We start from the raw sequence: 25,777 nt of genomic DNA, 5'->3' as shown, positions 1-25,777 counted from the left end.
GGTTTCGTGCGCCGTTCGATGCCCGTTGCGGGTTGCCGCCGGGGTGCAGCGACCCTGGCGAGCGACGATCACGTCAGCGTGTCCGTGGCAGCGCGGTAGTCGGCGTCGGTGACCTTCTCCATCCACTCGACGACCTTGCCATCGAGCGCTTCCTGCACGGCGATATGGGTCATCGCGGTTTCCGGCATGGCGCCGTGCCAGTGCTTCTCGTTGGGCGGGCACTGCACGACGTCGCCGGGTCGGACGACCTGCGCGGCTTCACCCTCGCACTGCACCAGCCCGCAGCCGGCGGTGACGATCAGGGTCTGGCCGAGCGGGTGGGTGTGCCAGGCGGTACGGGCACCGGGCTCGAAGGTGACACTGGCACCGGACGCGCGCGCCGGCTCCGCCGACTGGAACAGCGGGTCGATGCGCACCTCGCCGCTGAAACACTCGGCCGGGCCCTTGCTGGACGGTCGCGAGCCGTTGCGGTGGATGGCATGCATGGCGGACCTCCTGGATTGAAAGGGGATGTGGCGGGCGCGGGCACCGGGCCCGCGCCCGCAGCGAGGCGCCGGCTTCAGATGGGCTGCGCGGTGGGGCGGAACAGGATCTCGTTGACGTCGACGTCCTCGGGCTCGTTGACGGCGAAGGCCACCATCCGCGCGAAGCTCTCGGCGGGGATGGCGATCTTGCTGACGAAGTCCTGGGTCTGCTCGCGGATGTCCTGTTCGCCTATGCGGTCGAGCAGTTCCGTGGCCACCGCGCCGGGCGAGATCACGGTGGTGCGGATGTTGTACGGCGTCATCTCCTGCCGCAGGCCCTCGGACAGCGCGCGAACGCCGAACTTGGTGGCGCAGTACACCGTGGCGTCGGGCCCGAGCTTGTGCCCGTACACCGAGGAGACGTTGATGATGTGCCCGGACTTCTTTGCCTGCATGTGCGGCAGCGCGGCGGCAATCCCGTAGAGCGTGCCCTTGAGATTGACGTCGATCATGGTGTCCCACTCATCGACCTTGCGGCGCTCCATCGGCGCGAGCGGCATCAGGCCGGCATTGTTGAGCAGGACATCGATCCTGCCGAAGCTTTCCACCGCGGTGTCGACCAGCCGGCTGACCTGCTCGCGGTCGGTGACATCGGTCTCGATGGCCATGGCCTTGTGGCCTGCCGCGGTCAGGTCGGCGGCCAGCTTCTCGATGCGCTCCTTGCGACGCGCGCCGAGCACGACGATGGCGCCGCGCTCGGCGAGATGGCGCGCGGTGGCTTCGCCGTTGCCGCTGCTGGCGCCGGTGATCACGACGACCTTGCCCTGGATGTTGTCAGTCATTGGGTGGACTCCTTGCTTGGGTGCATGGGTGGGTGGACGCGGGCGGCGTCTTGACGCCGTCCGCGCCGGTTGAACTCAGTCGGCGGGCGTGACCCGCTCGATGCGCGCCGGCAGCGGCCCCGGCGAAGCCAGCACCGCGACGTCGCCCGTGATCCGCCCGAGCCGGACCAGCCCGCGGGCGTGGCCGAAGTCGCGGTAGAACAGCGCCAGGTTCCCCCACGGGGCGTAGTAGGCGATGTCCCCGCTCGCCGCATCGACGCCGTGCGGCGCGTCGTCGGTCGGCAGGCGGGCGGGCAGGTCGGCGATCTTCTCGGTGGCGTGGAAGTCGGCGAGGCTGCAATCCAGCGGCAGCATGGCCGCGAAGGCGCGCGCGGCAGCGCTGTCCGCCAGCGTCGCCGGCAGCACCGTGCCGGCGACGACGATGCGGATGCGCGGATCGCGCGCGGCCGCGGTGGCAGCGTCGGCGTCGTGGCCGCTCGGCGTCATTCCGCGTCGCCCGCGTACTGGGCGTCGGTCACGGCCTCCTGCCAGACGACGTTGCTGCCGTCGGCGAACTGCTGGATGGCGTGGTGGGTGACCGCGGTGGTCGCGGTGGCGCCGTGCCAGTGCTTCACGCCCGGCGGCGTCACGATGACGTCGCCCGGCTGCATCACGACGCGCTCGCCGCCCGCTTCCTGCACCCAGCCGGTGCCGTCGGTGACGATCAGCACCTGGCCGCCCGGATGGGTGTGCCAGTTCGAGCGCGCGCCGGGCAGGAAGGTCACCGAGGCACCGTTCGAGCGCGCGGCGCCCTCGGCGTCGAAGAGCATCTGGACGTAGGCCGTGCCGGTGAAGTGCGCGTCCGGCGCCAGCATGCCGTCACGGCTGCCGTTCTTCGAGACCTGCATGCCCTCGGCCAGGGCGCTTGCGGAGAAGGCGAGCGCTGCGGCGGCGGCCAGTGTGGTGATCAGCGATTGCATGGGAATCTCCGTTTCGGTGGTTGCCTGATGCGCCGGATGGGGTTCAGCCGTGCGCGATGTCGTGACGCAGCCAGATCACGCCGCCTTCCAGCGTCTCGCAGGCGGTCAGCCGCAGGTGCTGGCGCGCCGACGGCGCGCTGTCCCCTGGCCCGGCGTGGTCGAAGATGCTGGCGATGCCCGCGCGGCCATCGAGGGTCGGGCAGATCAGCGTGCTGGTGGCGTCGATGAGCCCGGCCGCGAGGAACGCGCCGTTGGTGATGCCGCCGCCCTCCAGCGCCAGGTGCGCGACGCCGAAGCCCTCACCGATGGCGGCCATGGCCGTGGCGAGATCGTCCCCGTGCGGGCCGGCGAACACATACGAGACCCCGCATTCGCGGAGCCGCGCCAGGTAGTCGTCGGTGACGCGCTCCGAGAGCACGGCCACGGCGTGGTCGCCGTCGATGGCGCCGCCGGCGTGCCGGAGGCGACCCGAGGGGTCGATGGCCACCGCCAGGTCGCTGCCCGCGGCGTCCACCAGATGCGGTGGCCGCTCACGGGGCTCGCCCAGCAGGCGGGGCGAGGGCTCCTGATCGAGGAACTCGCCCATGGTCCGGCGCCCGACGATCCAGCCCTCGACGCCCAGCCGCTCGGCGGTGGCGTCGTAGTGCGCGTCGATGAGATCGGCCACGCGCCCGCCCGCCGGGTCCGACCAGCGATCGGGGTGCAGCCGGCCGTCGAGCGACGTGATCATGTGACAGGTGATCCTGGGACGCATGGGGCCTCGCGTGATCGGGGTTGCGGGGCAGCGCAGGCGCGGCAGCGGCGCTTGCGGTGCCCCCGTTGTTCCTGCCGGCGGACGGCAGCGCTACGCAGCGCACGTTACGCCGCAGGGAAACGTGAATAAATCAGGGTGGTTTTCTGGGAGTTATGAATGGGGTTCATCAGTCTCCTCCGCTTCCCCGCCAAGCCGGTCGAAGCGGTAGACGAGCGCCGGCCCGCCGGGCTGCTCGTAGGCAAGCACCGCGGTAACCATCGCGAAGGGCTCCGCGAAGCGCGCCGTGCGCAGCGGTCCGGCGTCCAGCGGGTGGTAGCCGGCGTCGCGGATGAGCCCGGCGGCGACCGTCTTCGCCTCGGCATCGTCACCGTAGTACAGCAGGTGCGGAGGCGGCGCGCTGCCCCAGCCGCGGGCCAGGGCCGCGAGCGCTTCGCTGGGCGCGGTGTTGAAGGCGGAGACGAGGCGTGCACCGGGCAGCCGCTCGGCGAGCAGCTCGGCACCCGATGTCGTGGTACCCACGATCAGCTCGCGGTCGGCGGCGTCCAGCGGTACGCAGCAGTTGACGATGATGCGTCCGTCGAGGTCGCCGGCCTGCGTCAGCACATCGTCGATGCGCGACCAGTGCACGGCCAGCAGCACGGCGTCGGCGCCGCGCACCGCTTCCGCGGGGGTGCCGGCGCGTGCACCGGCTTCGCGGGCGAGGCGTTCGAGCCCGGCCGGGCTGCGGCTGTAGCTGAAGGTGACGGCGTGGCCGGCGCGCGCCCAGATGCTGCCGAGGGTGCCGCCCATCCGTCCCGAGCCGAGGATGCCGATCCGCATGCTGCCTCCCGTCGTGTGAAGGATCCGGCAACGTAGCAGCTCCGATGGCACCGGAAACGCCTATCCTCGGCAAGCAGTCATGAAGGAGGCTCATCAATGATGAGGGAGAATGTCGTCGACCTGATGTCCTTCGTGGTCGTGGCGCGGGTGGGCAGCTTCACGCGAGCGGCGGCGCAGATCGGAGTCTCGCAGTCGGCACTCAGCCATGCCGTGCGCGGGCTGGAGGAGCGGCTGGGCATGCGGCTGCTGACACGCACCACGCGGCAGGTGCGACCGACCGCCGAGGGCGAGCGCGTGCTCGAACGCATCGCGCCGCACTTCGCGGAGATCGAGGACGAGCTGCAGGCCCTGGTGGAGATGCGCGACCGGCCGGTGGGCACCATCCGCATCACCGCCACGGATCACGCCGCCGACATGGTGATCTGGCCGCGCCTGGCGCCGGTGCTGAAGCACTATCCCGACCTCAAGCTCGAAGTTGTCTCCGACTACGCCCTCACCGACATCGTGGCCGAGAAGTTCGATGCCGGCGTGCGCCTCGGCGAGCAGGTGGCGGAGGGCATGATCGCGATGCGCGTGGGGCCGGACTTCCGCATGCTGGCGGTGGCTTCGCCGGACTACTTCCGCGGCCGCGACCGGCCTGCCACCCCTGACGCATTGACCGCGCACCGCTGCATCAACCTGCGCCTGTCCACGCACGGTGCCATCTACGCCTGGGAATTCGAGAAGGACGGCCGCGAATTGCGCGTGCGCGTGGACGGGCAGCTCACCTTCAACACCATCTACGCCGTCGTCGACGCCGCGCTGGAGGGCTACGGCATCGGCTACGTGCCCGAGGACATGGTCCGTGCCCATCTGGACGCCGGGCGGCTGGTATCGGTGCTGGAGGACTGGAGCCCGCCGTTTCCCGGGTACTATCTCTATTACCCGCACCGCCGGCGCGCGTCGCCGGCCTTCAACGTCATCCTCGAGGCGATGCGCTACGCGGAGTGACGGCGCCCCTTGCAGTGCGGGCGCCCGAGCCCGTATTGATGAGCCTGCCTCATTTCTCTTATGGCACTCCGGCGATGGTTCGCGCCGGGTAGCGGCCATACGCTGTCGCGGTCGGGTGCCGTCCGCGCGGTCCCGGCAACTCGATCACCGGACAGTGAAGCAGGAGGTCCCATGCGCGCAGTGCTCCCGGCGGCGATCACCTTCGTGATTGCCGCAACGCCGGCCGTGGCGCAGCAGCCCGTGCCCATCGATGCGGAACGGGTGTCCGCGGTGTCGCCAGCGCTTGAACGCTACGCGGTCGAAGCACTATCCGGGCGGGAATGGGCGGACGACGCCCTGTCGGCACGCGACCGCGCGCTGGTCACCATCGCCGCGCTGATCGCCCGCCATCAGTCCGACGGTCTCGGCGGGTACATCCGCACCGCCCTCGACAGCGGCGTGGCGGCTGCCGAAATCTCCGAGACCATCACCCATCTCGCCTTCTATGCCGGCTGGCAGAACGCCATGGCCGCGGTCGATGCTGCAGCCCCGGTGTTCGCGGAGCGGGACATCGCATCCGGTGACCTGCCTGCCGCAGAGCCGGAGGAGATGCTGCCGCTCGACAAGGAGGCCGAGGCCGCGCGCCAGAAGCATGTGCAAAGCACCTACGGCGCGGTGTCGCAGGGGGTGGTGGACAACACCGAGTCGCTGCTCTTCCGCGATCTCTGGCTGCGTCCGGGGCTCGCGCCGCGTGACCGCAGTCTGGTGACGGTATCGGCGCTGATCGCGGCGGGTCACGTGGCGCAGATTCCGTTCCACCTCAATCGTGCGATGGACAACGGGCTGACGAAGGATGAGGCGTCGGCCACGCTGTCGCATCTTGCGTTCTACGCCGGCTGGCCCAACGTGTTCTCGGCCATGCCGGTGGCAAAGAAGGTCTTCGCGCAGCGCGATGACCACGACGGCTAGCAGCACCGGCACAATGCCGGTGTGCGGGATGTCACGACCGAGGAGGCCGGAATGGTTTCGCTGACGATCAACGGAGAGGCACGCGAGCTCGACGTTGCCGACGAGATGCCCCTGCTGTGGGCCCTGCGCGATGTCGCGCACCTCAGCGGCACCAAGTTCGGATGCGGCATGGCGCTGTGCGGTGCCTGCACCGTGCACATCGACGGCGAGCCCACGCGCTCGTGCGTCACCCCCGTCTCGCAGGCGGAGGGCAAGTCGGTGACCACCATCGAGGCGGTAGGCGATGACCCGGTGGGGCGGCGCGTCCAGGACGCGTGGCTCGACCTCGGCGTCGCCCAGTGCGGCTACTGCCAGGGCGGCCAGATCATGAGCGCTACCGCGTTGCTCCGGAAGACGCCCGATCCGGATGACCAGCAGATCACCGATGCCATGAGCGGCAACATCTGCCGTTGCGGCACCTACAACCGCATCCGCCAGGCCATCCGGCAGGCGGCCGAGGCGGGGGAGGACAAGGCATGAGCCGCACCGACGCGAACCTGCTGCTTGCCAACGTCAGCCGCCGCCACTTCTTCAAGGGCCTGGCCGCCGGCGGAGCCCTGGTGCTCGCCGCGCGCTGGGACCTGGCGCTGGGCGAGGAAGAGGAGAAGCAGTACGGCGCCGAGGCCATGCCGCACGGCTGGGTCGACGATCCGAACGTCTTCATCCGCATCGACGAGGACGGCACCGTCACCGTCACCAACCACCGCGCCGAGATGGGCCAGGGCATCCGCACCAGTCTGGTGATGGTGGCGGCCGACGAGCTCGGCGCCGACTGGGACCGCGTGCGCGTCGAGCAGGCCCCGGCCGACGAGCCGAAGTACGGCAACCAGAACACCGACGGCTCGCGCAGCATGCGCCACTGGTTCGCACCCATGCGCCGCGCCGGCGCCGCGGCGCGCACGATGCTGGAGCAGGCCGCGGCCGAGCGCTGGGGCGTGCCGGTATCCGAGTGCCGAGCGGGCGTGCACGTGGTGGTGCATCAGCCCAGTGGCCGCGAATTGGGCTTCGGCGCGCTGGCGGCCGCCGCGCGCGAGCTGCCGGTGCCCGAGCGCGACACCCTCGCGCTCAAGCCGCGCTCGGAGTGGCGCTACATCGGCGAGGACGCCGGCCCGGCGCCCGGCACCAGGGCCGGCGACGGTGCCCGGCCGAAGGCCATCGACGGCGAGGCCATCGTCTCCGGCAGCGCCGTGTACGGTGCCGATGTCCGCTTCGACGACATGCTCTATGCCGTGGTCGCGCGGCCGCCGGTCTACGGCGCCACGGTGCGCGGCTTCGACGATGCCGAAGCGCGCAGGATCAAGGGCGTGGTGCGCGTGATCGAGATCGCCGGCACCGGCCAGCCGGCCGGCTTCGATCCGCTGGGCGGCGTCGCCGTCGTGGCCGAGAACACCTGGGCCGCGATGGAGGGGCGCAAGGCCCTGAAGATCGACTGGAACCTCGAGGCCGCGGGCGACAACGCCGCCTACGACACTGAGCAGTACCGGAAGGCGCTGGAGGAAGGCGCCGATACGCCGGGCAAGGTCATCCGCGACGAGGGCGACATCGAGCGCGCGCTGGCGGATGCCGAGAACCGGGTCAGCGCCACCTACTCCATGCCGCACATGGCGCAGGCACCGATGGAGCCGCCGGTGGCCCTGGCGCGCATCGTGGACGGCCGCGCCGAGATCTGGGCGCCGGTGCAGAACCCGGGTGCCACGCGTGCCAACGTCGCCGGGCGCCTCGGCCTCGAGCCCGAGGACGTCGACATCAACGTGACCCTGCTCGGCGGTGGCTTCGGCCGCAAGTCCAAGCCCGACTTCGTGCTGGAGGCGGCGAGCCTCACCCAGGCGCTGGAAGGCCGTCCTGTGCGCGTGCAGTGGACGCGCGACGACGACCTGCATCACGCGTACTTCCACGCCGTCTCGGTGGACCGCCTGGAAGCCGGGCTGAACGGCGAGGGGCGGACCGTCGGCTGGCGGCATCGCACGCTCTCGCCCAGCATCGGCTCGCTGTTCGCGCCCGATCCCGAGCACAAGGGCGGCTTCGAGCTCGGCATGGGCTTCAACACCATGCCCTTCGACATTCCCGCCCTGCGTCTGGAGAACCCCGAGGCCTCCGCGCACACGCGCATCGGCTGGTTCCGCGCCGTCTACAACCTGCCGCACGCCTTCGCCATCCAGAGCTTCGCGGCGGAAGTGGCAGCAGCGGCCGGTCGCGACCATCGCGACTACCTGCTGGAGCTGCTCGGCCCGGCCCGCCGCATCGACCCGCGCGCCATCGGCGAGGAATGGAACTACGGCGAGAATCCCGAGCGCTATCCCATCGACGTCGGCCGGCTGCGCGCCGTGGTCGAGAAGGCCACCGCCGAGGCCGGTTGGGGCACGAAGCGGCCCAAGGGCAGGGGCCTCGGGCTGGCGGTGCACCACAGCTTCGCCTCCTACACCGCCGTGGTGCTGGATGTGGAAGTCGATGACGACGACAAGCTCACCATCCACAGCGCCGACATGGCCTTCGACTGCGGGCCGCAGGTGAATCCCGAACGCATCCGCTCCCAGCTGGAGGGTGCGTGCGTCATGGGCATCGGCATCGCCATGCAGAGCGAGATCACCTTCCGCGAGGGCCGCGTCCAGCAGGACAACTTCCACCAGTACTTCGTCCCGCGCATGGACCTCGCGCCGCGCGCCATCCGCGTTCACCTGATCGAGCCCGAGGGCGACGTCCCGCTGGGCGGCGTCGGCGAGCCCGGCATGCCGCCGGTGCCGCCGGCGCTGTGCAACGCCATCCACGCCGCCACCGGCAAGCGCATCCGGCGGCTGCCGGTGGGGGATCAGCTGGCCGTGTAGCGCTGTGGCCCGGTCGCGGCCCGAAGTGTTCATCCGTCGGCCCGCCCGAAGACCGGCAACCGCAGAGCTTGACCTTAAAGTCAGGTTCAATCGTAGCCTGCTCGCATCCGATGTCGAATCGGCCCCGCAGCGCGCACCATGTGCGCCACGGCGGCGCCGGGCGACGCGGGAGCGCCCGGACAGGGGCGCATTCTCCGGCCACCAAGGATGCGATCATCATGAAGCTGCCCCCGATTCTCGCCGCCCTCGCGCTGTTGCCCTGCATGGGCGCCCCTGCCGCGTGGGCAGACCAGGAAGGCCCGGACGAGGCCGCTGCCACCACCGTCATCGACATCGCGGGACACGACGTTCCCGTGGTCGCGGGCGGACTCTACGACCGCTACCGCTCGAATCCCCCGCTGTCGGTGATCGAGCGCGAATCGCCGGAGCTCGATCTGAGCTGGGTCCGGACGCTGGAGAAGACCCGCGTCGATATCGGCTTCGAGAGCTACTCGCCCAATTTCTACTACGAGAACAGCCGGGTCACCGCGATCTTCACCGCCGATCTGGAACGTTTGCGCGAGCTGATGCCGGCCGAGGTGCTGGAAGCGGTTCAGCCGCTTCAGATCTGGCCCGGCCGGGGCCTGGTGGCGGTCACGGCGTACGCCTATCACTACTGCGATAACGACCGCTACAACGAGTTCGCGCTGTCCATCGTCACGAGCGAGCCCGGCACGACCAACCTGGGCCCGATCAGCCTGATCGGCCAGGCGCTGAACAGCGATTTCTGGGGCTATGTGCTCAAGCTTCCCGTGGACACGGAGCTGGCCAGGGTCCGCGGGGTGGAGGGTTACAACCTGCCGAAGTGGTTGACCCGCATGGACTATCGCGAAACCGATTCAAAGGTCGTGTTCGAGATCGCGGATGCCGAGACGGGCAAGGTCGACCTTGTGCTGGAAACGGAGAAGCTCGGCGACGTCTCTACCGAGGTCACCATGGTGACCAACAGCTTCGTGAATCCCGATCGGGATGGAGAGCTGATCTCCGGCTACGCGACCTCCCGCCAGCTGGAACACGCCGCGAGCTACCGCACCGACACGGTCGACCTGCAACTGAGCGAGGACGGCAGCCTGTCGCGTTTCATCCGCTCCCTGGAGCTGGGCAGGATGCTCAAGTACGAGTACGTGCCGAGCTTCCAGAGCGCGCTGTATGCGCCACGCCCGCTGACGGCCGTACTGGCGGAAAAGCGGTAGCCTGCTCGCGTCGTTGCTTATTACCCGCGCGTTCGTTGCTGTCGCGCGCCGCCTAGAGAGGGAATCCGCCATGACCAAGCGCATTCTTCATGCTGTCACCAACGTCGCTCACTACAGCGATCCCGACGACGCTACCGGGCTCTGGTTGTCCGAACTCACGCACGCCTGGGCGGTCTTCGCCGAGAAGGGCTGGGAGCAGGTCATCATGAGCCCCAACGGCGGCAAATCGCCGCTTGAGCCGCGCTCGCTGAAATGGCCCAACATCGACGCGACGGCCAAGGCCTGGCTGGCCGACCCATCCCGGATGCAATGGCTGGAGCAAACCGCCAGCCCCGATGAGGTCGACGGCGCCGATTTCGATGCCATCTATTTCACGGGCGGCCACGCCGTGATGTACGACTTTCTCGAAGACGAAGGCCTCAATCGCGTCACCCGGGAAGTCTTCGAAAGCGGCGGCATCGTGTCCTCCGTGTGCCACGGTTATTGCGGCCTGCTCAATACCAGGCTCTCGGACGATTCCCTGCTGATCGCCGGCCGCAGGCTCACCGGCTTTTCCTGGACCGAGGAAGTGCTGGCAGGCGTCGCCGGGAAGGTGCCCTACAACGCCGAGCAGGCAACGAAGGACCGGGGCGGCCTCTACGACAAGCGCCGTCTGCCGTTCACGCCGCACGTGATCGTGGACGGGCGGCTGGTGACCGGCCAGAACCCGCAATCGGCCAGGGCCACCGCGCAACGCGTTGCCGAGTTGCTGTAGCGCGGCACCGCCGTCCACCCCGGGAACAACCCATTACCTGACGCAGGACAACACCATGACCATGAACTGGATGATCTACGGCGCCAATGGCTACACCGGCGAGCTCATCGCGCGCGAAGCGGTGAAGCGCGGTCTGAAGCCGATCCTGGCCGGACGCCGGCGCGATCGCATCGAGGCGCTGGCCGGAGAGCTGGGGCTGGAAGCGCGAGTCTTCGGGCTGGACGACACTGGCTCGCTGGCCGGGCAGCTTCGGGACTGCGGGCTGGTGCTGCACTGCGCCGGCCCGTTCTCGGCTACTGCCGCACCGATGATGGCGGCCTGCCTCGAGGCCGGTGCGCACTACCTGGACATCACCGGCGAGATCGCGGTGTTCGAGCACGCGCAATCGCTGACGGCGCGCGCCCGGGAGGCGGGTGTCGTGCTCTGCCCGGGCGTTGGCTTCGATGTCATCCCCACCGACTGCGTGGCGGCAGCGCTGAAGGATGCGCTGCCGGACGCCACCGAGCTGACGCTGGGCTTCGATTCGCGCACCGGCATGTCCCCCGGCACGGCCAAGACCTCCGTCGAGGGCATGGCGCAGGGCGGCAAGATCCGGCGCGGCGGCAAGCTGGTGACCGTCCCGCTGGCCTTCGAGGTGCGCCGCATCGACTTCGGCGATGGCGAGAAGCTGGCCATGACCATTCCGTGGGGCGATCTGTCCACCGCCTTCCACAGTACCGGGATTCCGGACATCCGCGTCTTCATTCCGGGTTCGCCGAAGATGATCCGTGGCGCGAGGATCGCCAACCTCTTCCGCCCCGCGCTCGGCTGGGACTGGGTGCAGCGCTGGCTGAAGGCCCGTATCGACAAGACCGTCCGGGGCCCCAGCGAGTTGGTCCGTGCCAGGCAGCCGACCTTCGTCTGGGGCGAGGCCCGCAACGCGCGCGGGGAAACCAGGACCGCCCGCGTGCGCACGGACAACGCCTACAGCCTGACGGTGACCGGTGCGCTTGCAGTCGTCGATCACCTGATGACGGAAGTACCCGCCGGCGGCGCGTACACGCCTGCCCGGCTGGTGGGCACGGATCTGGTATCGCGGCTGCCGGGCTCGGGAGCGATCGAGATCGTCTGAACCACGCGGCCTCGGGGCCGGGGCGGGTGACGGGCCGGGGTGCGCGAACGGGGGATTCAGGGCATCCGGCTGCGCGACGGCTGCTTGCCGCCTTCCCCGGCCTCCGTTGCCGGCAGGTCGCCCAGGCCCATCCGCGACATCACGCGCCGAGCATTCGCCGCGCAGGTCATGTCGTCCGGCTTTGCCTCGATCTCCTTGAGCACCTGCAGGATCCTGGCTTTGCCTTCCTCCAGGCGCTGCTGCAGGACCTCGATGCTGTGCACCTTGTCGCGCAGGGCCTGATGCAGCTTGCCGTGCTCCCAGTTGGTCAGGTCGGGCGGCATCAGGTTACGCAGCTCCTCCAGGCTGAACCCGGCATCCTGCGCGGACTTGATGAGATTCAGCACCATGACCGCCTCTGGCGGATAGGTGCGATAGCCGTTGCTCTGGCGTTCGACGAGCTGCAGCAGGCCCATGCGCTCGTAGAAGCGGATGCGTGAAGTGGCCAGTCCGGTCTTCGTCGCCAGCTCGCCGATCTTCATCATCGTCATGCGTCCTCCGGGGCTCGGAATGATGGCGTCGCGCGTGAACGGGTGGAATGGCGCGCGAGGCTTGACATTCAAGTTAACTTCAAGTGTAGGGTGCGTCAAACGCGATCTTCCGGAGTCCTCTCATGCAGACCATTCTTGGCGCCAACGGCCAGATCGGGCGCGAGCTGGCCGCCCACCTCGCGCGCGACTTCACCAGCGACATCCGGCTGGTGAGCCGCAGACCGCGCGCGGTGCACGACACCGACCAGCTGCGCGCGGCCGATCTGCTGGATCCGGCGCAGACCCTGCGCGCCGTCGAGGGCTCGGAGATCGTCTACATGACGGCCGGCCTGCCCATGGACACGCGCCTGTGGGTGGCGCAGTGGCCGGTGCTGATGCGCAACGTCATCGACGCCTGCGCCGCCCAAGGCGCCCGGCTGGTCTACTTCGACAACACCTACATGTACCCGCAGACCGCCCAGCCTCAGACCGAGGACATCGCGTTCCGGCCCAACGGCGCCAAGGGCGAGGTGCGCGCCGCGGCGGCCCGCGAGCTACTCGCCGCGATCAAAGAAGGGCGCCTGCAGGCCATGATCTGCCGCGCCCCCGAGTTCTACGGCCCGGGCATCACGCAGAGCATCACCAACAGCACCGTCATCGACAATCTCCGGCAGGGAAAGCCGGCCAGGGTCTTCCTGCGCGACGACACCCTGCGCACCCTCATCTACACCCCCGATGCCAGCCGCGCGATGGCGCTGCTGGGCAACACGCCCGATGCCTACGGTCGGACCTGGCATCTGCCCTGCGACGATGACCGGCTGACCTATCGGCAGTTCGTCGCGCTGGCCGCGGAAATCTTCGGCACGGATGGCCGCTACAAGGTGCTGAAGCGCTGGCAGCTCAGGGCCGCCGGGCTGCTCAGCCGGCAGGTGCGCGACGCCGCCGAGCTGCTGCCGCGCTACGAAGCCGACAACCTCTTCGTCTCCGACAGGTTCAAGCAGCGCTTCCCCGAGTTCCGCGTGACGACCTATCGCGAAGGATTGACCGCGATTCGCAGGGCCGACCACCTTGAAAACAGCGGCTCTGTCCCCATGTGAAGGTGTTCGGTGCCTCCGCCCGAGGGGCGGGCATCCTCCCTTCTTCACGCAACCGCTTCGGGGGCAGAACGCCATGGGCATCCTTCTCAAACCGTTTCAACAGCGGGCCGTTTGGCCGCTGGCGTCGTTGATGGCACTGGTTCTGCTGCTCAGTGGCTGCGGGATCAACAACATCCCCACCTACGACGAGCGCGTCACCGCCGCCTGGTCCCAGGTGGAAAATCAGTACCAGCGCCGCGCCGACCTGATCCCCAACCTGGTGGAAACCGTCAAGGGTTTCGCGGCCCAGGAGCAGGAAACCCTGACCGCGGTGACCGAGGCGCGCTCCAAGGCCACCTCCATCCAGGTGGACGAGGGCATTCTCGACAACCCCGAGAAGCTGCAGCAGTTCCAGCAGGCCCAGGGGGAGCTGAGCAGCGCCCTGAGCCGCCTGATGGCGGTGTCCGAACGCTACCCGGACCTGAAGTCGAACCAGAACTTCCTGGCCCTGCAGTCTCAGCTCGAAGGCACGGAGAATCGCATCGCCGTCGCGCGCCGGGATTTCATTCAGGCGGTGGAGCGCTACAACACCGAGCTGCGCACCTTCCCGGGCAAGATCTGGCACAGCATCCTGTATAGCGATCTGGAGCCCCGCGCCAACTTCGAAGCCACCACGGAGAACGCGGACGACGCACCAGCGGTGCAGTTCTGATGATGGTGCGGCCCCGCAAAGGCTTGCTGCTGGCGTTGCTGCTTCTGCTCCCGGCCGCCCCGTGGGCCCAGTCAACGCCGGAGTTTCCGGAGCTGACCGGCCGGGTGGTGGATCAGGCCGAGATGCTTTCCCCGGAAGCGGAATCGCGCCTGAGCCAGATGCTCCAGGCCCACGAGCAGGCCAGCACCGAGCAGCTCGTGGTGGTGACGCTGCCGGACCTCCAGGGCTTTCCGATCGAGGATTTCGGCTACCAGCTGGGCCGGCACTGGGGCATCGGACAGGAGGGCGAGGACAACGGCGCCCTGCTGATCGTGGCGCACGATGAACGCGAAGTGCGCATCGAGGTGGGCTATGGCCTTGAAGGCCGGCTCACCGACGCCGACGCCTCGGTCATCATCAATCGCATCATCACCCCGGCATTCCGTCAGGGCGATTTCCAGGCCGGTATCGTCAACGGCACCGCCGCCATGATCCAGGTCCTCGGCGGTGAGCCGATGGCGGTCTCCCAGGGCCGGCGAACCCGTGCCGTCGAGGAGAAACCCAATGCCGGCCTGGTGGGGCTGCTCTTCTTCCTCATGCTCGCGGTGGTGTTCCTTATCGGCAGTAGCGGTGGCCGTGGCGCTCGCGGCGGCGCGGCCCTGGTGGGCGCGGCCGTGCTCGGCGCGGCCATGGGCGGCCGTGGTGGCGGCTTCGGCGGCGGAGGCGGCGGCTTTGGCGGCGGCGGAGGCGGTTTCGGCGGTGGTGGTGCCTCCGGTGGCTGGTAACCCCGCAAAGCCATCCGCGCGTGCTGACCCCCCTTACCGGACGATGAGAGCCACAGAATCATGACATTGCTGAGCAAGAGCGATCAGGAAGCCGTTACCGCCGCCATCAATGACGTGGAACGGGAAACCGACGCCGAACTGGTGACCGTGCTGACGGCCCAGTCCGACAACTACGCCTATATCCCCCTGGTCTGGGCCGGCATCCTGGCGCTGCTGGTGCCCGGCATCGCCAACTACCTCGGCGGCTGGTTCGGTGCCGACATCCTGTTGCTTGTGCAGTGGGGCGCCTTCATCCTGATCAGCCTGCTGTTCCGGATGCCCGGCATCAGCACCCGCCTGATTCCCCGGCAGGTGCGTTACTGGCGGGCGTCGAACCTGGCGCGGCGGCAGTTCCTGGAGCAGAACCTGCACCACACCAAGGGCGCCACCGGCATGCTGATCTTCGTGTCGGAGGCCGAACGCTATGTGGAGATCCTGGTTGACCAGGGCATTGCCGACGTCCTGGACAACGCGGTGTGGGAAGACATAGTGGCGCGCTTCACCGCCCAGGTGCGCCAGGGCCAGACCCGGCAGGGATTCCTCGACTGCATTGCTGCCTGCGGCAAGCTCCTGAAAGAGCACGTGCCCGCCACCCACGAGCGTAACGAGCTGCCCAATCATCTGGTGATCCTGTCGTAACGGCCACGTCGGCCACCGGTCAGCCAGACCGGCTTGCGCCATTGGCCGGCTGGCGTCGGCACGCCTTCACCCAACCCGCTCGCCCGAGGTCGGGGGAGCGGGCTTTCTCGCGCGGCCGCGAGCCCGACATGATCGGAAGGCTGGAAGCCTTGGCGAGCGCAGGCAGCAACGAAGGCTAGGTGAGATCGGCGAGCACGCGCCGTGCCTCGCGCTCGCTGAGCGTGTCCCCCGGGTCCGGGCCGTAGTAGAAGTACAGGACCACCGGGCCGTCCTCCGGGGTCGTCGTGCTGGTCTGCCAGAGAAAGTCCCTGGCCGCCCAGGTGTCGCCCTGGATCGGCGCGCCGATGGACGTCGGCCGGCTGACGATCACGCCGAGCACCACGGCCTCCGACGGCGGGTCAGCGGCGCGGGCCGTGCGCAGGTCGACGTCGGTGAGCTCGCCCAGATCGGCGCGTCGGAGCTGGCGCTCGTAGCGGCGCTTGGAGCTGACGAAGACGTTGCCGCCCCGGTCCGGGTCCACCAGCACGCGCACGAAGCCCTGATCGACCTCGGCCGGGTCCACCGCGTCCATGAGGGCGTCGAGCGTGTCGCGGCGCTGCCCTTCGCTGGCAAAGCCGGCATCCATGGCGACCCGGTCCAGATCGTCGATCACGGAACCGGGCAGCACCACCGCGACTTCCACCAGGCGGCGCTCCACATCCGCGGGCTCGGGTGCAAAGGCCACGAACAGGTGCGCGCAGACAATCAGGACCAGCACCACCCCGAGGAGCTTGCTGAAGCAGCCGCCTTCGAGCGGGGCGCCGATGCCCGTGCCGCCACCACCGCCGCCGCCTCCTCCGCCACCGCCACCGCCGCCGCCACCACCGACGGCGACCCACGGGCAGTCGTCCTCCGGGCCGAGCGCGGTTCGGCTCTGCGATTGGGTTGAGGGCAGGGCCAGCACCCTGTGATGGGCGACAGGTGTTGCGGCGCCGTTCATGTCTCCTCCCGTGCTCCCCTGGAACGGTCGTGACCGGGTATCGGCACCCCGCAAACCGAGCCGGGCGGGCCCCTTTCCCGCGAGCGCGGCGCGCGCTTTGCCGTCAGCCGATCAGGCGTGGTGTATCAGACGCCGACGTCGGCGCTCAAGCCCGGTGCGTTTCCGGCAGCGCCGTCTAGGGAAGCTCTGATCTATTGCTGCGCTCGGCATCTTGGCCGCCGGCGGTGCTCGAAATGCTCATGTATTACCCCATACACTGCGCTTCCTGCGCTCCGGCGGCGGCCAACCTGCCTTCGCTCGCGACATAGATCAGAGCTTCCCTAGCGGCGTGCGCTCACTGCAGTCCGACGATGCGCAGGATCTTGTCGCCACCCTGGCGGCAGAAATTCGGGTTCCAGGCCAGATCCCCGCGCGTGTCGCAGTTGGTGGTGGTCACGTAGAGGTAGCCGTCCGGGCCTTCCGCGACGGTGCGCAGCCGGCCGAAGCGCTGCTTCAGGAAGATCTCGCGTTCCTCGACGATGTACGGGTTGTCCGGATCCAGCTGGATGCGGTGCAGGTGCTGCCCCTGGTCCCGCTGCGGGGGCAGGCCCTGGGTGGCGGCGAAGAAGCTGCCGGTCCATTCCGGAATGGCGTTGCCGCGGTACAGCGTGGCGCCGCCCGGCGGGAGCGAGCGCTCCCAGACGATCACCGGCTGAGTGATGCCTTCCGCGGAGTCGCAGCCGGTGGTGTCCGGCCAGCCGGAGTTCTCGCCGGCGCGGAACACGTTGAACTCGTCCAGGCCCTTGGTGAAGGGGCCGCCGTCGTCGTTGAAGGTGGGTCCGTGCTCCATGACCAGCAGATGATGGGGGTCGAACCAGTCGAAGCCCTGCGTGTTACGGATGCCGGTGAGATACACATAGCTGCCCGGCGTGGGGTTGTCGGCCGGAATCGAGCCGTCCGGGTTCATGCGCAGCAGCTTGCCGGCCACCGAATCGGGCTGCTGGGCCTGCGGCGCCTCGTAGGCGCCCACGCCCAGGTAGAGCTTGCCGTCGGGGCCGATGCGCATGCGTCCGCCGGCGTGGTGGATGCCGCCCGGGATGTCGTCGAGGAGGATGCGCTCCAGCTCGGCGCTGCCGTAGTCCTCGGACATCGTGAACAGACCCAGCCGGTTGTACAGCGAGTCGTCCTCCGCGCGCGCGGTCCAGTACATGTAGAGCTGCCGGTTCTCGGCGAAGTCCGGATGCAGCAGCACGCCGAGCAGGCCGCCCTCGCTGCCCAGGCCGCCGGCTTCCTCGGCCCAGGTGATCTCCGCCACGTCGACCTCGGCCACCGCGCCCGACTCCAGCTGCCCGTTCCGGATGATGCGCAGCAGGCCCTTGTCCCGCTCCGTGAAGATCATGTCGCCGTTCGGCAGCCAGTCCAGGCCCCAGGGGATCTCCAGGCCGTCGACCACCACCTCGACGTCGAGCTCGGGGCCGATGGGCGCGTCGTCACCCTCGGCCCGGGGCACGAATTCGCAGGCCTGCCGGCTGAGCTCCGGCGCCTGGCCGGGTCCGCCGCTGCCGTCGCTGCCGCATCCCGCCAGCACGAGTGCCGGGAGCAGGAGGTACGCGGTCTTGCGTGGGAGGCGGTTGGTTCGACGCAGCATGGCCCGACCCTGAAGTGAAGGATCGGCAAATCTAACATATGTCAAAAAGCCCGGAGAACGGGTTGCGCGGCCGCCCGGGCGCCCCGCATGCAGGGCGCCCGCGACCGGCGATCTACTGCGTCGTGCCGTACTGGAGGTAGTTGCCCACGGCCGTCAGCACGGCTTCCCATTCCGCCGGCGCGACCGTGTCGATGGGGTCGTTGCCGAAGCGCACGCCCACCATGTTCAGCGATGGCGCCACGCTCACCCGCTGGTGCCCGAAGCCCGCCGCCGTGTAGTTGCCGGACTCCTCGCCGCCCCAGTGCGGCCACATGTAGCCGCGCGGGCCGCCGCCGTTGTCCTTGTCGTAGTTGTGCGAGGCCTCGACCCAGGCCGCCGGAATGATCTGCCGGCCGTCGAAGGTGCGGCCGCCGTTGCGGAAGATCTCGCCGAAGCGGAGCATGTCGCGCGGCGTGGCCATCAGTCCCATGGAGGCAAAGGTGTTGCCCAGGCGGTCCACCGTGACCAGCGCATCGTCCTGCATGCCCGCCGGCTGCCAGATCTTCTCCGACAGGATCTCCGCATAGGGACGGTCGTAGATGTTCTCCAGCATCCACGCCAGCATCTGTGCGTCGCCACTGTTGTAGCGGTAGAACTCCCCCGGCGGCGAAACGCGCGTCAGCCGCAGCAGGTACTCGTCGCGCGTCATGCCGAACAGGCCGTTGGTGTGGAAGTCCGCGCCCATCAGCACCAGCTGCTCGGGCTGGTGGATCGGCACATCCACCCAGTACGTGCCGGACTCCATCTGCAGCAGATCCTCGACGGTCACGCCCTCCCAGACCGAGTCGGCGGCTTCCGGGATGTACTTCTTGATGGGGTCGTGAATCGAATCGACCAGACCCTCCGACACCGCAATCCCCACCAGCGACGTCGTCACCGACTTCGTGACCGACCACATGTGGGCGCGGGTATCGGGGTTGTAGCCGTTCTGATAATCCTCGTAGATGAACTGGCCGTTGTGCATGAAGGCAATGGCATTCGTCATGCCGCTCTGCATGTACTCATCGACCGTACGCGTGCGGCCGTTCACCTCGTAGGTGATCTGGCTGAGGTCGACCTCGGCCGCCGGCAGGTCCGGGGAGGAGGGCGCAGCCTTCACCACCTGTGTCGGCAGGATCACGATCACCGTGACCGCATCCACCGGCAGCAGCAGGATGGAGAACTCGCCATCCAGCGTGTCCTGCACCAACCGCACCGGCTGCTGCCCGGTCAGCAACAGCTCCAGGCGTGCCCGCAGCAGATCCAGCAGCGGCCCGACGGCGGGCAGCGATTCGTCCGGCGTCGCATACAGTCGGCCCAGATGCATCGCCACCACGTTGCCCAGCCCGGTGGGCAGCGTCGTGATCGACTGCAGCACCGACTCCAGGTCGGTGGGCAGCGAGTACAGCCCGGCGCGCTCCACCATGTGCGCCAGCTCCTGCGCGAGGATCACGCCCTCGTTCGGCGGCTCGACAGCCGGATCCTCCGAACCCGGAACCGCGACCTGCTCGTTCTGGCTCTGGCTGCCGCTTCCCCCACACGCCGCAAGCGCCATCGACACAATGGCCGTGACGGCAAGCTGGCGCCACATGGACTGATACATGGCCTCTCCCCCCTCGACTGTATTCCCACTGTAATGAGCGGGATTATGTCGGAGGACAGGGGACAGCCTCTACTCCGTTTGTGGGGGAGGGCAGCGAGATTCGGATCCCCGATGGTGCGAGCTACTTTCGTGCAATGCCTGCAACCGCCTCCCGGGCGGCGCGCTCGATGGTCGCGGCAACCACCTTAGGCTGGGTCATGAAAACGGCATGACTGGCAGGGACCCGCGTGATCTGCGCGCCGGCACGCTCGGCCATGTGGACGAGCATGGCCTGATCGAACGCCTTGTCCTCTGTGGCGATCACGGCCCAGCTGGGCTTCGTGCGCCAAGCGGCGTTCTGCACCCGGGTCTCGAAGACCGACATGCTGATGGGAACCTGCGCGTCGCGCATGAACGCTGCGTCCGCATCGCCGACATCGTGGGCGAACCCGGCCTGGAAGTGCTGCGGATTCAGGAAGCCGAATCCATCCTCCTGGACATCGATCACGAACTCGGGTGTGGCCGCGAACCCCTGATACTGCTGGGCCGTGGATTCGCCGGCGTCGGGCACCAGCGCCGAGACGTACACCAGGCCCGCGACGTTCGGGTGCATGCCTGCCTCGGTGATGACCGTGCCGCCCCAGGAGTGCCCCACCAGGATCGTGGGTCCGTCCTGGCGATCGAGGATGCGTCGCGTGGACGCGACATCATCGGCAAGTGAAGTGAGCGGGTTCTGCACGATGGTTACCCGGTAACCCCGCCGGGTCAGCTCGTCGTAGACCCCACGCCAGCCGGAACCATCGGCGAAGGCGCCGTGCACCAGCACGACGTTCTGCGCCGGGCCGGTGCCGTTCGTGGCCAGCGCGGGTTGTGCGTGGGTCGCGGGGCCGATGGTGGCCGCCACGACGGTCGCGAGGATGGCCTGGGTGCGCTTCATGACACTTCTCCGTGGTACGGGCGATTGCGGGAGCGGCCATGCTCGCGAAGCGGCCCTCACGCTTCCTGCACGAACGGGACAGCTTTTGCATCATCGGGCCATGCATCCCGGGCGGCGGCGCGTTGATGCAGCCGCCGCCAAGCGCCCGGAGCCACTCCGAAACGCCGCTGGAAAGCGCGGGTCAAGTGGCTTTGATCCGAGAAGCCGCATTCCAGCGCGATATCGACCAGCAATCGGCGGGAGTGCGCGAGCAGCCGCCTGGCCTTCTCCAGGCGGAGCTGCGTGAGCCACGCGTGCGGCGACATGCCCGTCGAGCCACGGAACGCGCGCGTGAAGTGGCGGATCGACAGGCCGCATTCCGCGGCCAGTTCGGCGAGCGTGATGTGGCCTGCAAGATTCGCGGCAATCAGCTCCTTGGCGCGGCGCTCCTGCCAGCGCGCCAGCGTGCCCGTATTCGCTACAGGCCCCGCGTGCAGACCGCCGTAGGCCTGCGCGACATGGGTCGCGAGCGCCACGGCGAGCTGATCGACGAAGAGCTCGCTTGCCTGCTCGCGCGCTGCCAGAGCCGGCCGAATCGCCAGCAGGAGATGGCGCGCGACGGGATCGTGCAGTGCCCTGCCGGGCTCGTGCCGAAGCCCGTCCATGGGGGGTGCATTGGCGTCCTCGGCCAGCGCATCGAGCGCCTTGCGGGGGAGGTACAGATCCACGGCGTGAAACGGATCCCGGTGCGCCATCGCCAGCTTCGTCCTGAGGTCGAAGATGGCCACAGCGCCGGCATCGAATGCGCGCGGGCGAATCAGGCGACCGTCGGCGTACAGGTCGAAGTCCTGACAGGCTCTGAGCTGGAGCGCAATCAGGAAGGCATCATCGGCGACCGGCAGTGTCGTCCCGGTGTGGCCCGGTCCGGACGCCAGCTCGATGAAGGCCATGCCCGACCGGGAGGCGATGCTGGTCTGCAGGACCGGCGCGTGCTGCAAGTCCAGACTGTCGGCAATGCCTCGAACGCCGGAAACCTCCCGGTGCCGGGGGCCGCCTCCGTGACGGTGTCCGTTCATGCGGCGCGTCATTGAAGCCCGAGAAAGGCCGTGGGGCGCACGGTCAGCGGCAATAATCTATGCCGTTGCCCCGCGATTCGCCAGCCGGGCAATCGTTGCAGTGTCTTCGGTCAGACCGTCGGCACGGTGCCGCCGTCGATCACGTACTCCACCCCGGATATGGAAGCTGCACGCGGCGATGCCAGGAAGCCGATGAGGTCGGCGACTTCGCCCGGCTTCGCCGGTCGTCCCAGCGGGATGCCGCCCAGTGAATCCATGATGATCCGCTGCGCGCCCGCATAGTCGGTATTCGCCTGGGTGGCGAGCCTTTCCGCAAGCGCGACCGCTGCTTCGGTCTCGATCCATCCGGGAGAGACGCGAACGACGCGGACACCCCGGGGCGTGACCTCCTTCGAGAGTGCCTTGCTGTACGTCGACAGCGCAGCCTTGGCGGCGGCGTAGGCGATGGTTGCCTCGGGCAGGGGCAGAACGCGCTGGATCGAGGTGACGTGGATGATGACGCCGGAGCCCTGCTCGATCATGGCCGGCATGAGCGCGCGATCGAGCCGAACCGAGGACATCAGGTTCAGTTCGATCTCCTTCGACCATTCGGCATCATCGAGTGCGGCGAATCCGCCCGCCGGTGCGGACGAGCCCCCGACGACATTGACCAGGACATCGATGCCGCCGAGCTGCTCGTGAACTGCGTCGGCCAAGGAGTGCGCGTGCGTGGCGGTCGACAGATCGGCAGCGACATAGCGCACATCGTCGACGGGTGACTCCGGAAGCGAGCGCGCAGCCACCATCACCCGGGCGCCTGCCGCCGCCATCAACGCGACGGTCGCCGAACCGACGCCACGCGTGCCGCCGGTCACCAGCACCCGCTTGTCCGCAAGCTGCAGATCGAAGCTCACTGGGTGATCTCCAGCGACGCGATCCCGCCCTGTGCGAGCGTGAAGGCATACCGAAGGTCGGTCGGGCTTCCGGGAAAGTCGCCCGTCACTCGCCCCGTCACGATGCAGCTGCCATTCGTTTCCTCGAGCGATACGGGCTTCGTGACATAGGAAAACTGGGCGGAGGCCGCGTCCTTCCAGGCGGCGATCGCCGACCGTCCCGTGTAGGTCCGGCCCTCGTCCGTGACCTGCCCGTCCGTGGTGAAGCAGCGTGCAACCGCGTCACCGTTACCGAGGTCGGCATCGAAGTAGGCGGCAACGGCGGCGGGAAGGTGCAGTTCCTTCGTGTCGTTCATGTCGTGGTCTCGCTGTTGTTTCCGGGAGACCACGATGAACCACGGTGGCGCACAAGAGAATCGCCTAGTATCCGATCAGGCCATGTAGCGATCCGTACACAATGCGCGGTTCCGAATTCGCCGAGCTGAAGGCCTTCGTGGCCGTGGTGGACTGGGCGAGCTTCTCCCGCGCCGCGGACCAACTCGGCCTGTCGAGGTCCGCGCTCAGCCAGATCATCCGCCAGCTTGAATCGCGCCTGGGCGTGCGCCTGCTCGATCGCACGACCCGCAGCGTGTCGCCGACGGAGCCGGGGCGACGTCTGCACGAGCGCATCGCGCCGATGCTTCGCGAGATGGACGACGCCGTCGAGCAGGCGGTCAGTGCGACCGGCAGGACGGCGGGTACGCTGCGGATCAACGCGTTGAGCATGGCGGCGAAGAAGGTCATTGCGCCGCGGCTGGGGCGCTTTCACGCCGCCTGTCCCGATGTCGTGCTCGATATCGTGATCGACGACGGTCTGAGCGACATCGTGGCCGGCGGGTTCGATGCGGGCATTCGGGTCGGTGAGCGCCTGCAGAACGACATGATCGCGGTGCGGCTCACGCCGGACGTCGAACTGCTCGCCGTGGCGTCACCGGAGTACCTCGCTCGTCATGGCGAGCCGGCGTCTCCGGCCGACCTGCAGCACCACGCCTGCCTCAACTGGCGGTTTCCCGGCAGCGGCAGGATCGCCCGCTGGGAGTTCGTGCGGGACGGCCAGCGGGTCGAAGTCCAGGTCGAGGGGCCGCTGACCGCCAACCATCAGGACATCGTCATCCCCGCCGCGCTCCAGGGGCTGGGCATTTTCTACGCCTACAACGACGATGGCATCGCGGAAGCACTGGAGCGTGGCCAGCTGAAGCGCGTTCTCCGCGACTGGGCCCAGACGCTGCCCGGCCTGCACCTCTACTACGCGAATCGCCGCTACGTCCGACCCGCCCTCAGGGCATTCATCGATTGCCTGCTCGATCGCGACATTCCCGAGCAGCCCGGCAGGGAAGCGCCCGGCGGGGCATCTCGGTCGTGACGGATCCGGCCTGCCGTCGGTCATGCAGCTCAGGCCGGTGCATGCGTGAACGCCCCCTGCAGGCACGCTAGGATTCGGGTGACAAACGTTGCCAAGCGGATCGAGGAGACGACCCCATGCGCATCACCCAGACCCTGCGCCGCGCGGTGCAGACGCGTGCCGACGCCACCGCGACCATCTGCGGAAACCGTGAGCAGACCTGGCGGGAGCTGAGGGACCGCGTTGCGCGGCTTGCGGGCGCGCTGCACGGGCTGGGCGTGCAGGCGGAAGATCGGGTCGCGATCCTGGCGCTGAACAGCGATCGCTATCTGGAGTACCTCTACGGGGTGTCCTGGGCTGGTGCGGCGGCGAATCCGGTGAACATCCGGCTGGCACCGCCGGAGATCGCCTACACGCTGGAGGATTCCGAGAGCCGCGTGCTGTTCGTCGATGACGCCTTCGCGCCCGTGGTGGCGCAGATCCGCGCGCAGCTGCCGGCGCTGGAGCACGTGGTGTTCATCGGCGACGGCGAACTGCCGGAGGGCTGCCTGGCCTACGAGGACCTCATCGCGAATCACGCGCCGGCCGCGGAAGCTGAGGTGCGCGGCGATGCGCTGGCCGGGCTGTTCTACACCGGCGGCACCACCGGCAAGTCGAAGGGCGTGATGCTGTCGCACGACGCCATCGTCTACAACATGCTCAACATGCTGCCGATGCTGGGCTACGACCAGACCGCGGTGTATCTGCACGCGGCGCCCATGTTCCATCTCGCGGACATGGCCAATACGCACGCCGTGACGGCGGTGGGCGGCACGCACTGCGTGATTCCGCGCTTCGACATCGACGCGCTGCTGGCGATGATCGCGCGCGGCAAGGTCACGCACACCATGCTGGTGCCGACGATGATCAACATGCTGGTCAGCTCCGGGAAGCTGGAAGGCGCGGACATCGCCAGCCTGCGGCGCATGCTGTACGGCGCCTCGCCGATGCCCGAGGCACTGCTGCTGCGCGCCATGAAGGCGCTGCCCGGCGTCGGCTTCGTGCAGGGCTACGGCCAGACCGAGGCCGCGCCGGTGGTCACCCTGCTGCCGGCCGAGGCGCACTACCCGGGCAGCGACAAGCTGACCAGCGCCGGCGTGCCGGCCTACGGCGTGGACGTGGCGATCATGGACGAGGCCGGCAGCGAGGTCGCCACCGGCACGGTGGGTGAGGTCTGCGCGCGCGGGCTCAACATCATGCAGGGCTACTGGAAGCGGCCGGAGCAGACCGCCGAGACGCTGCGCGACGGCTGGCTGCGCACCGGTGATCTCGGCTACATGGACGGCGACGGCTACGTCTTCATCGTCGACCGCGCCAAGGACATGATCATCAGCGGCGGCGAGAACATCTTCAGTGTCGAGGTCGAGGGCGCCATCTACCAGCACCCGGACGTCCAGGAAACCGCCGTCATCGGCCTGCCCAGCGAGCAGTGGGGCGAGGCCGTGCACGCGGTGATCGTGCTGAGGGAAGGCGGTACCGCGACCGAGGCCGACATCATCGCCCACTGCCGCGGCCTCATCGCGGACTACAAGCTGCCGCGCAGCATCAGTTTCCGGGAAGAGGCGCTGCCGCTGAGCGGTGCCGGGAAGATCCTCAAGACCGAGCTGCGCAAGGAGCTGGCAGGGTGAGGGCCTGGTAGCGCGTCGGAGGATGGCGCGCTACTTGCGCAAGTGAGGACGAGCGCATCCGCGTTGCAACGCTCCATTGTTCGCCATCGCTATGGGACTGGCTAACTGCTGCTCAGTCGTTCTTCTTGAGGCTATCGCTGCCACTTCCCCAGACCGTGCATTGAACCGCCCCGGGTATCGAGGAGG

General features: G+C 68.6%; 27 protein-coding genes. 13 read left to right on the top strand and 14 right to left on the bottom strand.

Annotated elements, in window-relative coordinates; genetic code table 11:
* Positions 1-68 precede the first annotated feature (68 nt).
* The 6 genes from KAH28_RS13210 to KAH28_RS13185 all read right to left on the bottom strand — a co-directional run bounded on the left by KAH28_RS13210 (position 69) and on the right by KAH28_RS13185 (position 3,838).
* A complete protein-coding gene (locus KAH28_RS13210) occupies positions 69-485 on the bottom strand; it encodes a cupin domain-containing protein (RefSeq protein WP_290577364.1) in 417 nt (138 codons plus the stop codon).
* A 74-nt stretch (positions 486-559) separates the two neighbouring features.
* Entirely contained in the window at positions 560-1,306 is a 747-nt protein-coding gene (locus KAH28_RS13205) for an SDR family oxidoreductase (protein WP_290577362.1), read from the bottom strand.
* A 75-nt stretch (positions 1,307-1,381) separates the two neighbouring features.
* Positions 1,382-1,792: a cyclophilin-like fold protein gene (locus KAH28_RS13200; protein WP_290577361.1), complete on the bottom strand. Its 411-nt coding sequence runs from the start codon at positions 1,790-1,792 to the stop codon at positions 1,382-1,384.
* Positions 1,789-2,265: a cupin domain-containing protein gene (locus KAH28_RS13195; protein ID WP_290577359.1), complete on the bottom strand. Its 477-nt coding sequence runs from the start codon at positions 2,263-2,265 to the stop codon at positions 1,789-1,791. Before KAH28_RS13195 ends, KAH28_RS13200 begins: the two co-directional genes overlap by 4 nt.
* A 43-nt stretch (positions 2,266-2,308) precedes the next feature.
* Positions 2,309-2,995 (bottom strand): dihydrofolate reductase family protein, encoded by a 687-nt coding sequence (locus tag KAH28_RS13190; RefSeq protein WP_366918191.1) that lies wholly within the window; start codon positions 2,993-2,995, stop codon positions 2,309-2,311.
* 174 nt (positions 2,996-3,169) lie between these two features.
* On the bottom strand, positions 3,170-3,838 hold the full coding sequence (locus KAH28_RS13185; protein ID WP_290577355.1) for an NAD(P)-binding domain-containing protein: 669 nt from the start codon (positions 3,836-3,838) through the stop codon (positions 3,170-3,172).
* 96 nt (positions 3,839-3,934) lie between these two features.
* On the opposite strand from KAH28_RS13185, the gene KAH28_RS13180 reads away from it, so the two are divergent.
* From KAH28_RS13180 to KAH28_RS13150, 7 genes are all read left to right on the top strand, one after another.
* Complete coding sequence (locus KAH28_RS13180) at positions 3,935-4,828, top strand: LysR family transcriptional regulator (protein WP_290577353.1); 894 nt, start codon at positions 3,935-3,937, stop codon at positions 4,826-4,828.
* Positions 4,829-4,999: 171 nt separating this feature from the next.
* A complete protein-coding gene (locus tag KAH28_RS13175; RefSeq protein ID WP_290577351.1) occupies positions 5,000-5,776 on the top strand; it encodes a carboxymuconolactone decarboxylase family protein in 777 nt (258 codons plus the stop codon).
* Positions 5,777-5,827: 51 nt separating this feature from the next.
* Positions 5,828-6,295 carry a (2Fe-2S)-binding protein gene (locus KAH28_RS13170; RefSeq protein WP_290577349.1) on the top strand — a complete coding sequence of 156 codons (468 nt, stop codon included), beginning with the start codon at positions 5,828-5,830 and terminating at the stop codon, positions 6,293-6,295.
* Positions 6,292-8,637 (top strand): molybdopterin cofactor-binding domain-containing protein, encoded by a 2,346-nt coding sequence (locus KAH28_RS13165; protein WP_290577347.1) that lies wholly within the window; start codon positions 6,292-6,294, stop codon positions 8,635-8,637. Before KAH28_RS13170 ends, KAH28_RS13165 begins: the two co-directional genes overlap by 4 nt.
* Before the next feature lie 263 nt (positions 8,638-8,900).
* Positions 8,901-9,869: an acetoacetate decarboxylase (ADC) gene (locus tag KAH28_RS13160; protein ID WP_366918196.1), complete on the top strand. Its 969-nt coding sequence runs from the start codon at positions 8,901-8,903 to the stop codon at positions 9,867-9,869.
* A 70-nt stretch (positions 9,870-9,939) separates the two neighbouring features.
* Positions 9,940-10,623 (top strand): type 1 glutamine amidotransferase domain-containing protein, encoded by a 684-nt coding sequence (locus KAH28_RS13155; protein WP_290577343.1) that lies wholly within the window; start codon positions 9,940-9,942, stop codon positions 10,621-10,623.
* Positions 10,624-10,684: 61 nt separating this feature from the next.
* Complete coding sequence (locus tag KAH28_RS13150; protein ID WP_366918195.1) at positions 10,685-11,734, top strand: saccharopine dehydrogenase NADP-binding domain-containing protein; 1,050 nt, start codon at positions 10,685-10,687, stop codon at positions 11,732-11,734.
* 56 nt (positions 11,735-11,790) lie between these two features.
* On the opposite strand, the gene KAH28_RS13145 is transcribed toward KAH28_RS13150, so the two are convergent.
* On the bottom strand, positions 11,791-12,255 hold the full coding sequence (locus tag KAH28_RS13145) for a MerR family transcriptional regulator (RefSeq protein WP_366918194.1): 465 nt from the start codon (positions 12,253-12,255) through the stop codon (positions 11,791-11,793).
* A gap of 131 nt (positions 12,256-12,386) precedes the next feature.
* Here KAH28_RS13145 and KAH28_RS13140 point away from each other — a divergent pair, with 131 nt between their 5' ends.
* The 4 genes from KAH28_RS13140 (at position 12,387) to KAH28_RS13125 (ending at position 15,473) form a co-directional block, all read left to right on the top strand.
* Positions 12,387-13,340, top strand: a complete 954-nt coding sequence (locus tag KAH28_RS13140) for an NAD-dependent epimerase/dehydratase family protein (RefSeq protein WP_290577339.1) — start codon at positions 12,387-12,389, stop codon at positions 13,338-13,340.
* Between the two features lie 130 nt (positions 13,341-13,470).
* Positions 13,471-14,031 (top strand): LemA family protein, encoded by a 561-nt coding sequence (locus tag KAH28_RS13135; RefSeq protein WP_290577337.1) that lies wholly within the window; start codon positions 13,471-13,473, stop codon positions 14,029-14,031.
* Between the two features lie 2 nt (positions 14,032-14,033).
* Positions 14,034-14,795 (top strand): TPM domain-containing protein, encoded by a 762-nt coding sequence (locus KAH28_RS13130; RefSeq protein WP_366918193.1) that lies wholly within the window; start codon positions 14,034-14,036, stop codon positions 14,793-14,795.
* A gap of 60 nt (positions 14,796-14,855) precedes the next feature.
* Positions 14,856-15,473: a TPM domain-containing protein gene (locus tag KAH28_RS13125; RefSeq protein WP_290577333.1), complete on the top strand. Its 618-nt coding sequence runs from the start codon at positions 14,856-14,858 to the stop codon at positions 15,471-15,473.
* A 175-nt stretch (positions 15,474-15,648) separates the two neighbouring features.
* On the opposite strand, the gene KAH28_RS13120 is transcribed toward KAH28_RS13125, so the two are convergent.
* The 7 genes from KAH28_RS13120 to KAH28_RS13090 all read right to left on the bottom strand — a co-directional run bounded on the left by KAH28_RS13120 (position 15,649) and on the right by KAH28_RS13090 (position 22,899).
* A complete protein-coding gene (locus tag KAH28_RS13120) occupies positions 15,649-16,452 on the bottom strand; it encodes a hypothetical protein (protein ID WP_290577331.1) in 804 nt (267 codons plus the stop codon).
* Positions 16,453-16,786: 334 nt separating this feature from the next.
* Positions 16,787-18,079: a PQQ-dependent sugar dehydrogenase gene (locus tag KAH28_RS13115; RefSeq protein ID WP_290577329.1), complete on the bottom strand. Its 1,293-nt coding sequence runs from the start codon at positions 18,077-18,079 to the stop codon at positions 16,787-16,789.
* Between the two features lie 112 nt (positions 18,080-18,191).
* On the bottom strand, positions 18,192-19,700 hold the full coding sequence (locus tag KAH28_RS13110) for a serine hydrolase (RefSeq protein ID WP_290577328.1): 1,509 nt from the start codon (positions 19,698-19,700) through the stop codon (positions 18,192-18,194).
* Between the two features lie 121 nt (positions 19,701-19,821).
* On the bottom strand, positions 19,822-20,616 hold the full coding sequence (locus tag KAH28_RS13105) for an alpha/beta hydrolase (protein WP_290577326.1): 795 nt from the start codon (positions 20,614-20,616) through the stop codon (positions 19,822-19,824).
* Between the two features lie 56 nt (positions 20,617-20,672).
* The gene (locus KAH28_RS13100) at positions 20,673-21,671 is read right to left on the bottom strand and encodes an AraC family transcriptional regulator (RefSeq protein WP_290577324.1); all 999 of its coding nucleotides are present in this window, start codon (positions 21,669-21,671) and stop codon (positions 20,673-20,675) included.
* A gap of 110 nt (positions 21,672-21,781) precedes the next feature.
* Positions 21,782-22,564, bottom strand: a complete 783-nt coding sequence (locus tag KAH28_RS13095) for an SDR family oxidoreductase (protein ID WP_290577323.1) — start codon at positions 22,562-22,564, stop codon at positions 21,782-21,784.
* On the bottom strand, positions 22,561-22,899 hold the full coding sequence (locus KAH28_RS13090; protein ID WP_290577321.1) for a nuclear transport factor 2 family protein: 339 nt from the start codon (positions 22,897-22,899) through the stop codon (positions 22,561-22,563). The genes KAH28_RS13095 and KAH28_RS13090 overlap by 4 nt, the downstream gene beginning before the upstream one ends.
* A gap of 101 nt (positions 22,900-23,000) precedes the next feature.
* Between KAH28_RS13090 and KAH28_RS13085 the strand changes: the two genes are divergently transcribed.
* Positions 23,001-23,945 (top strand): LysR family transcriptional regulator, encoded by a 945-nt coding sequence (locus KAH28_RS13085; protein WP_290577319.1) that lies wholly within the window; start codon positions 23,001-23,003, stop codon positions 23,943-23,945.
* A gap of 116 nt (positions 23,946-24,061) precedes the next feature.
* Positions 24,062-25,591, top strand: a complete 1,530-nt coding sequence (locus KAH28_RS13080) for a long-chain-fatty-acid--CoA ligase (protein WP_290577317.1) — start codon at positions 24,062-24,064, stop codon at positions 25,589-25,591.
* The last annotated feature ends 186 nt before the right edge of the window (positions 25,592-25,777 follow it).

It is taken from the genome of Algiphilus sp. (genome assembly GCF_023145115.1).
Taxonomy (GTDB): Bacteria; Pseudomonadota; Gammaproteobacteria; order Nevskiales; family Nevskiaceae; genus Algiphilus.
This window is presented reverse-complemented; position numbering and strand designations above follow the sequence as displayed.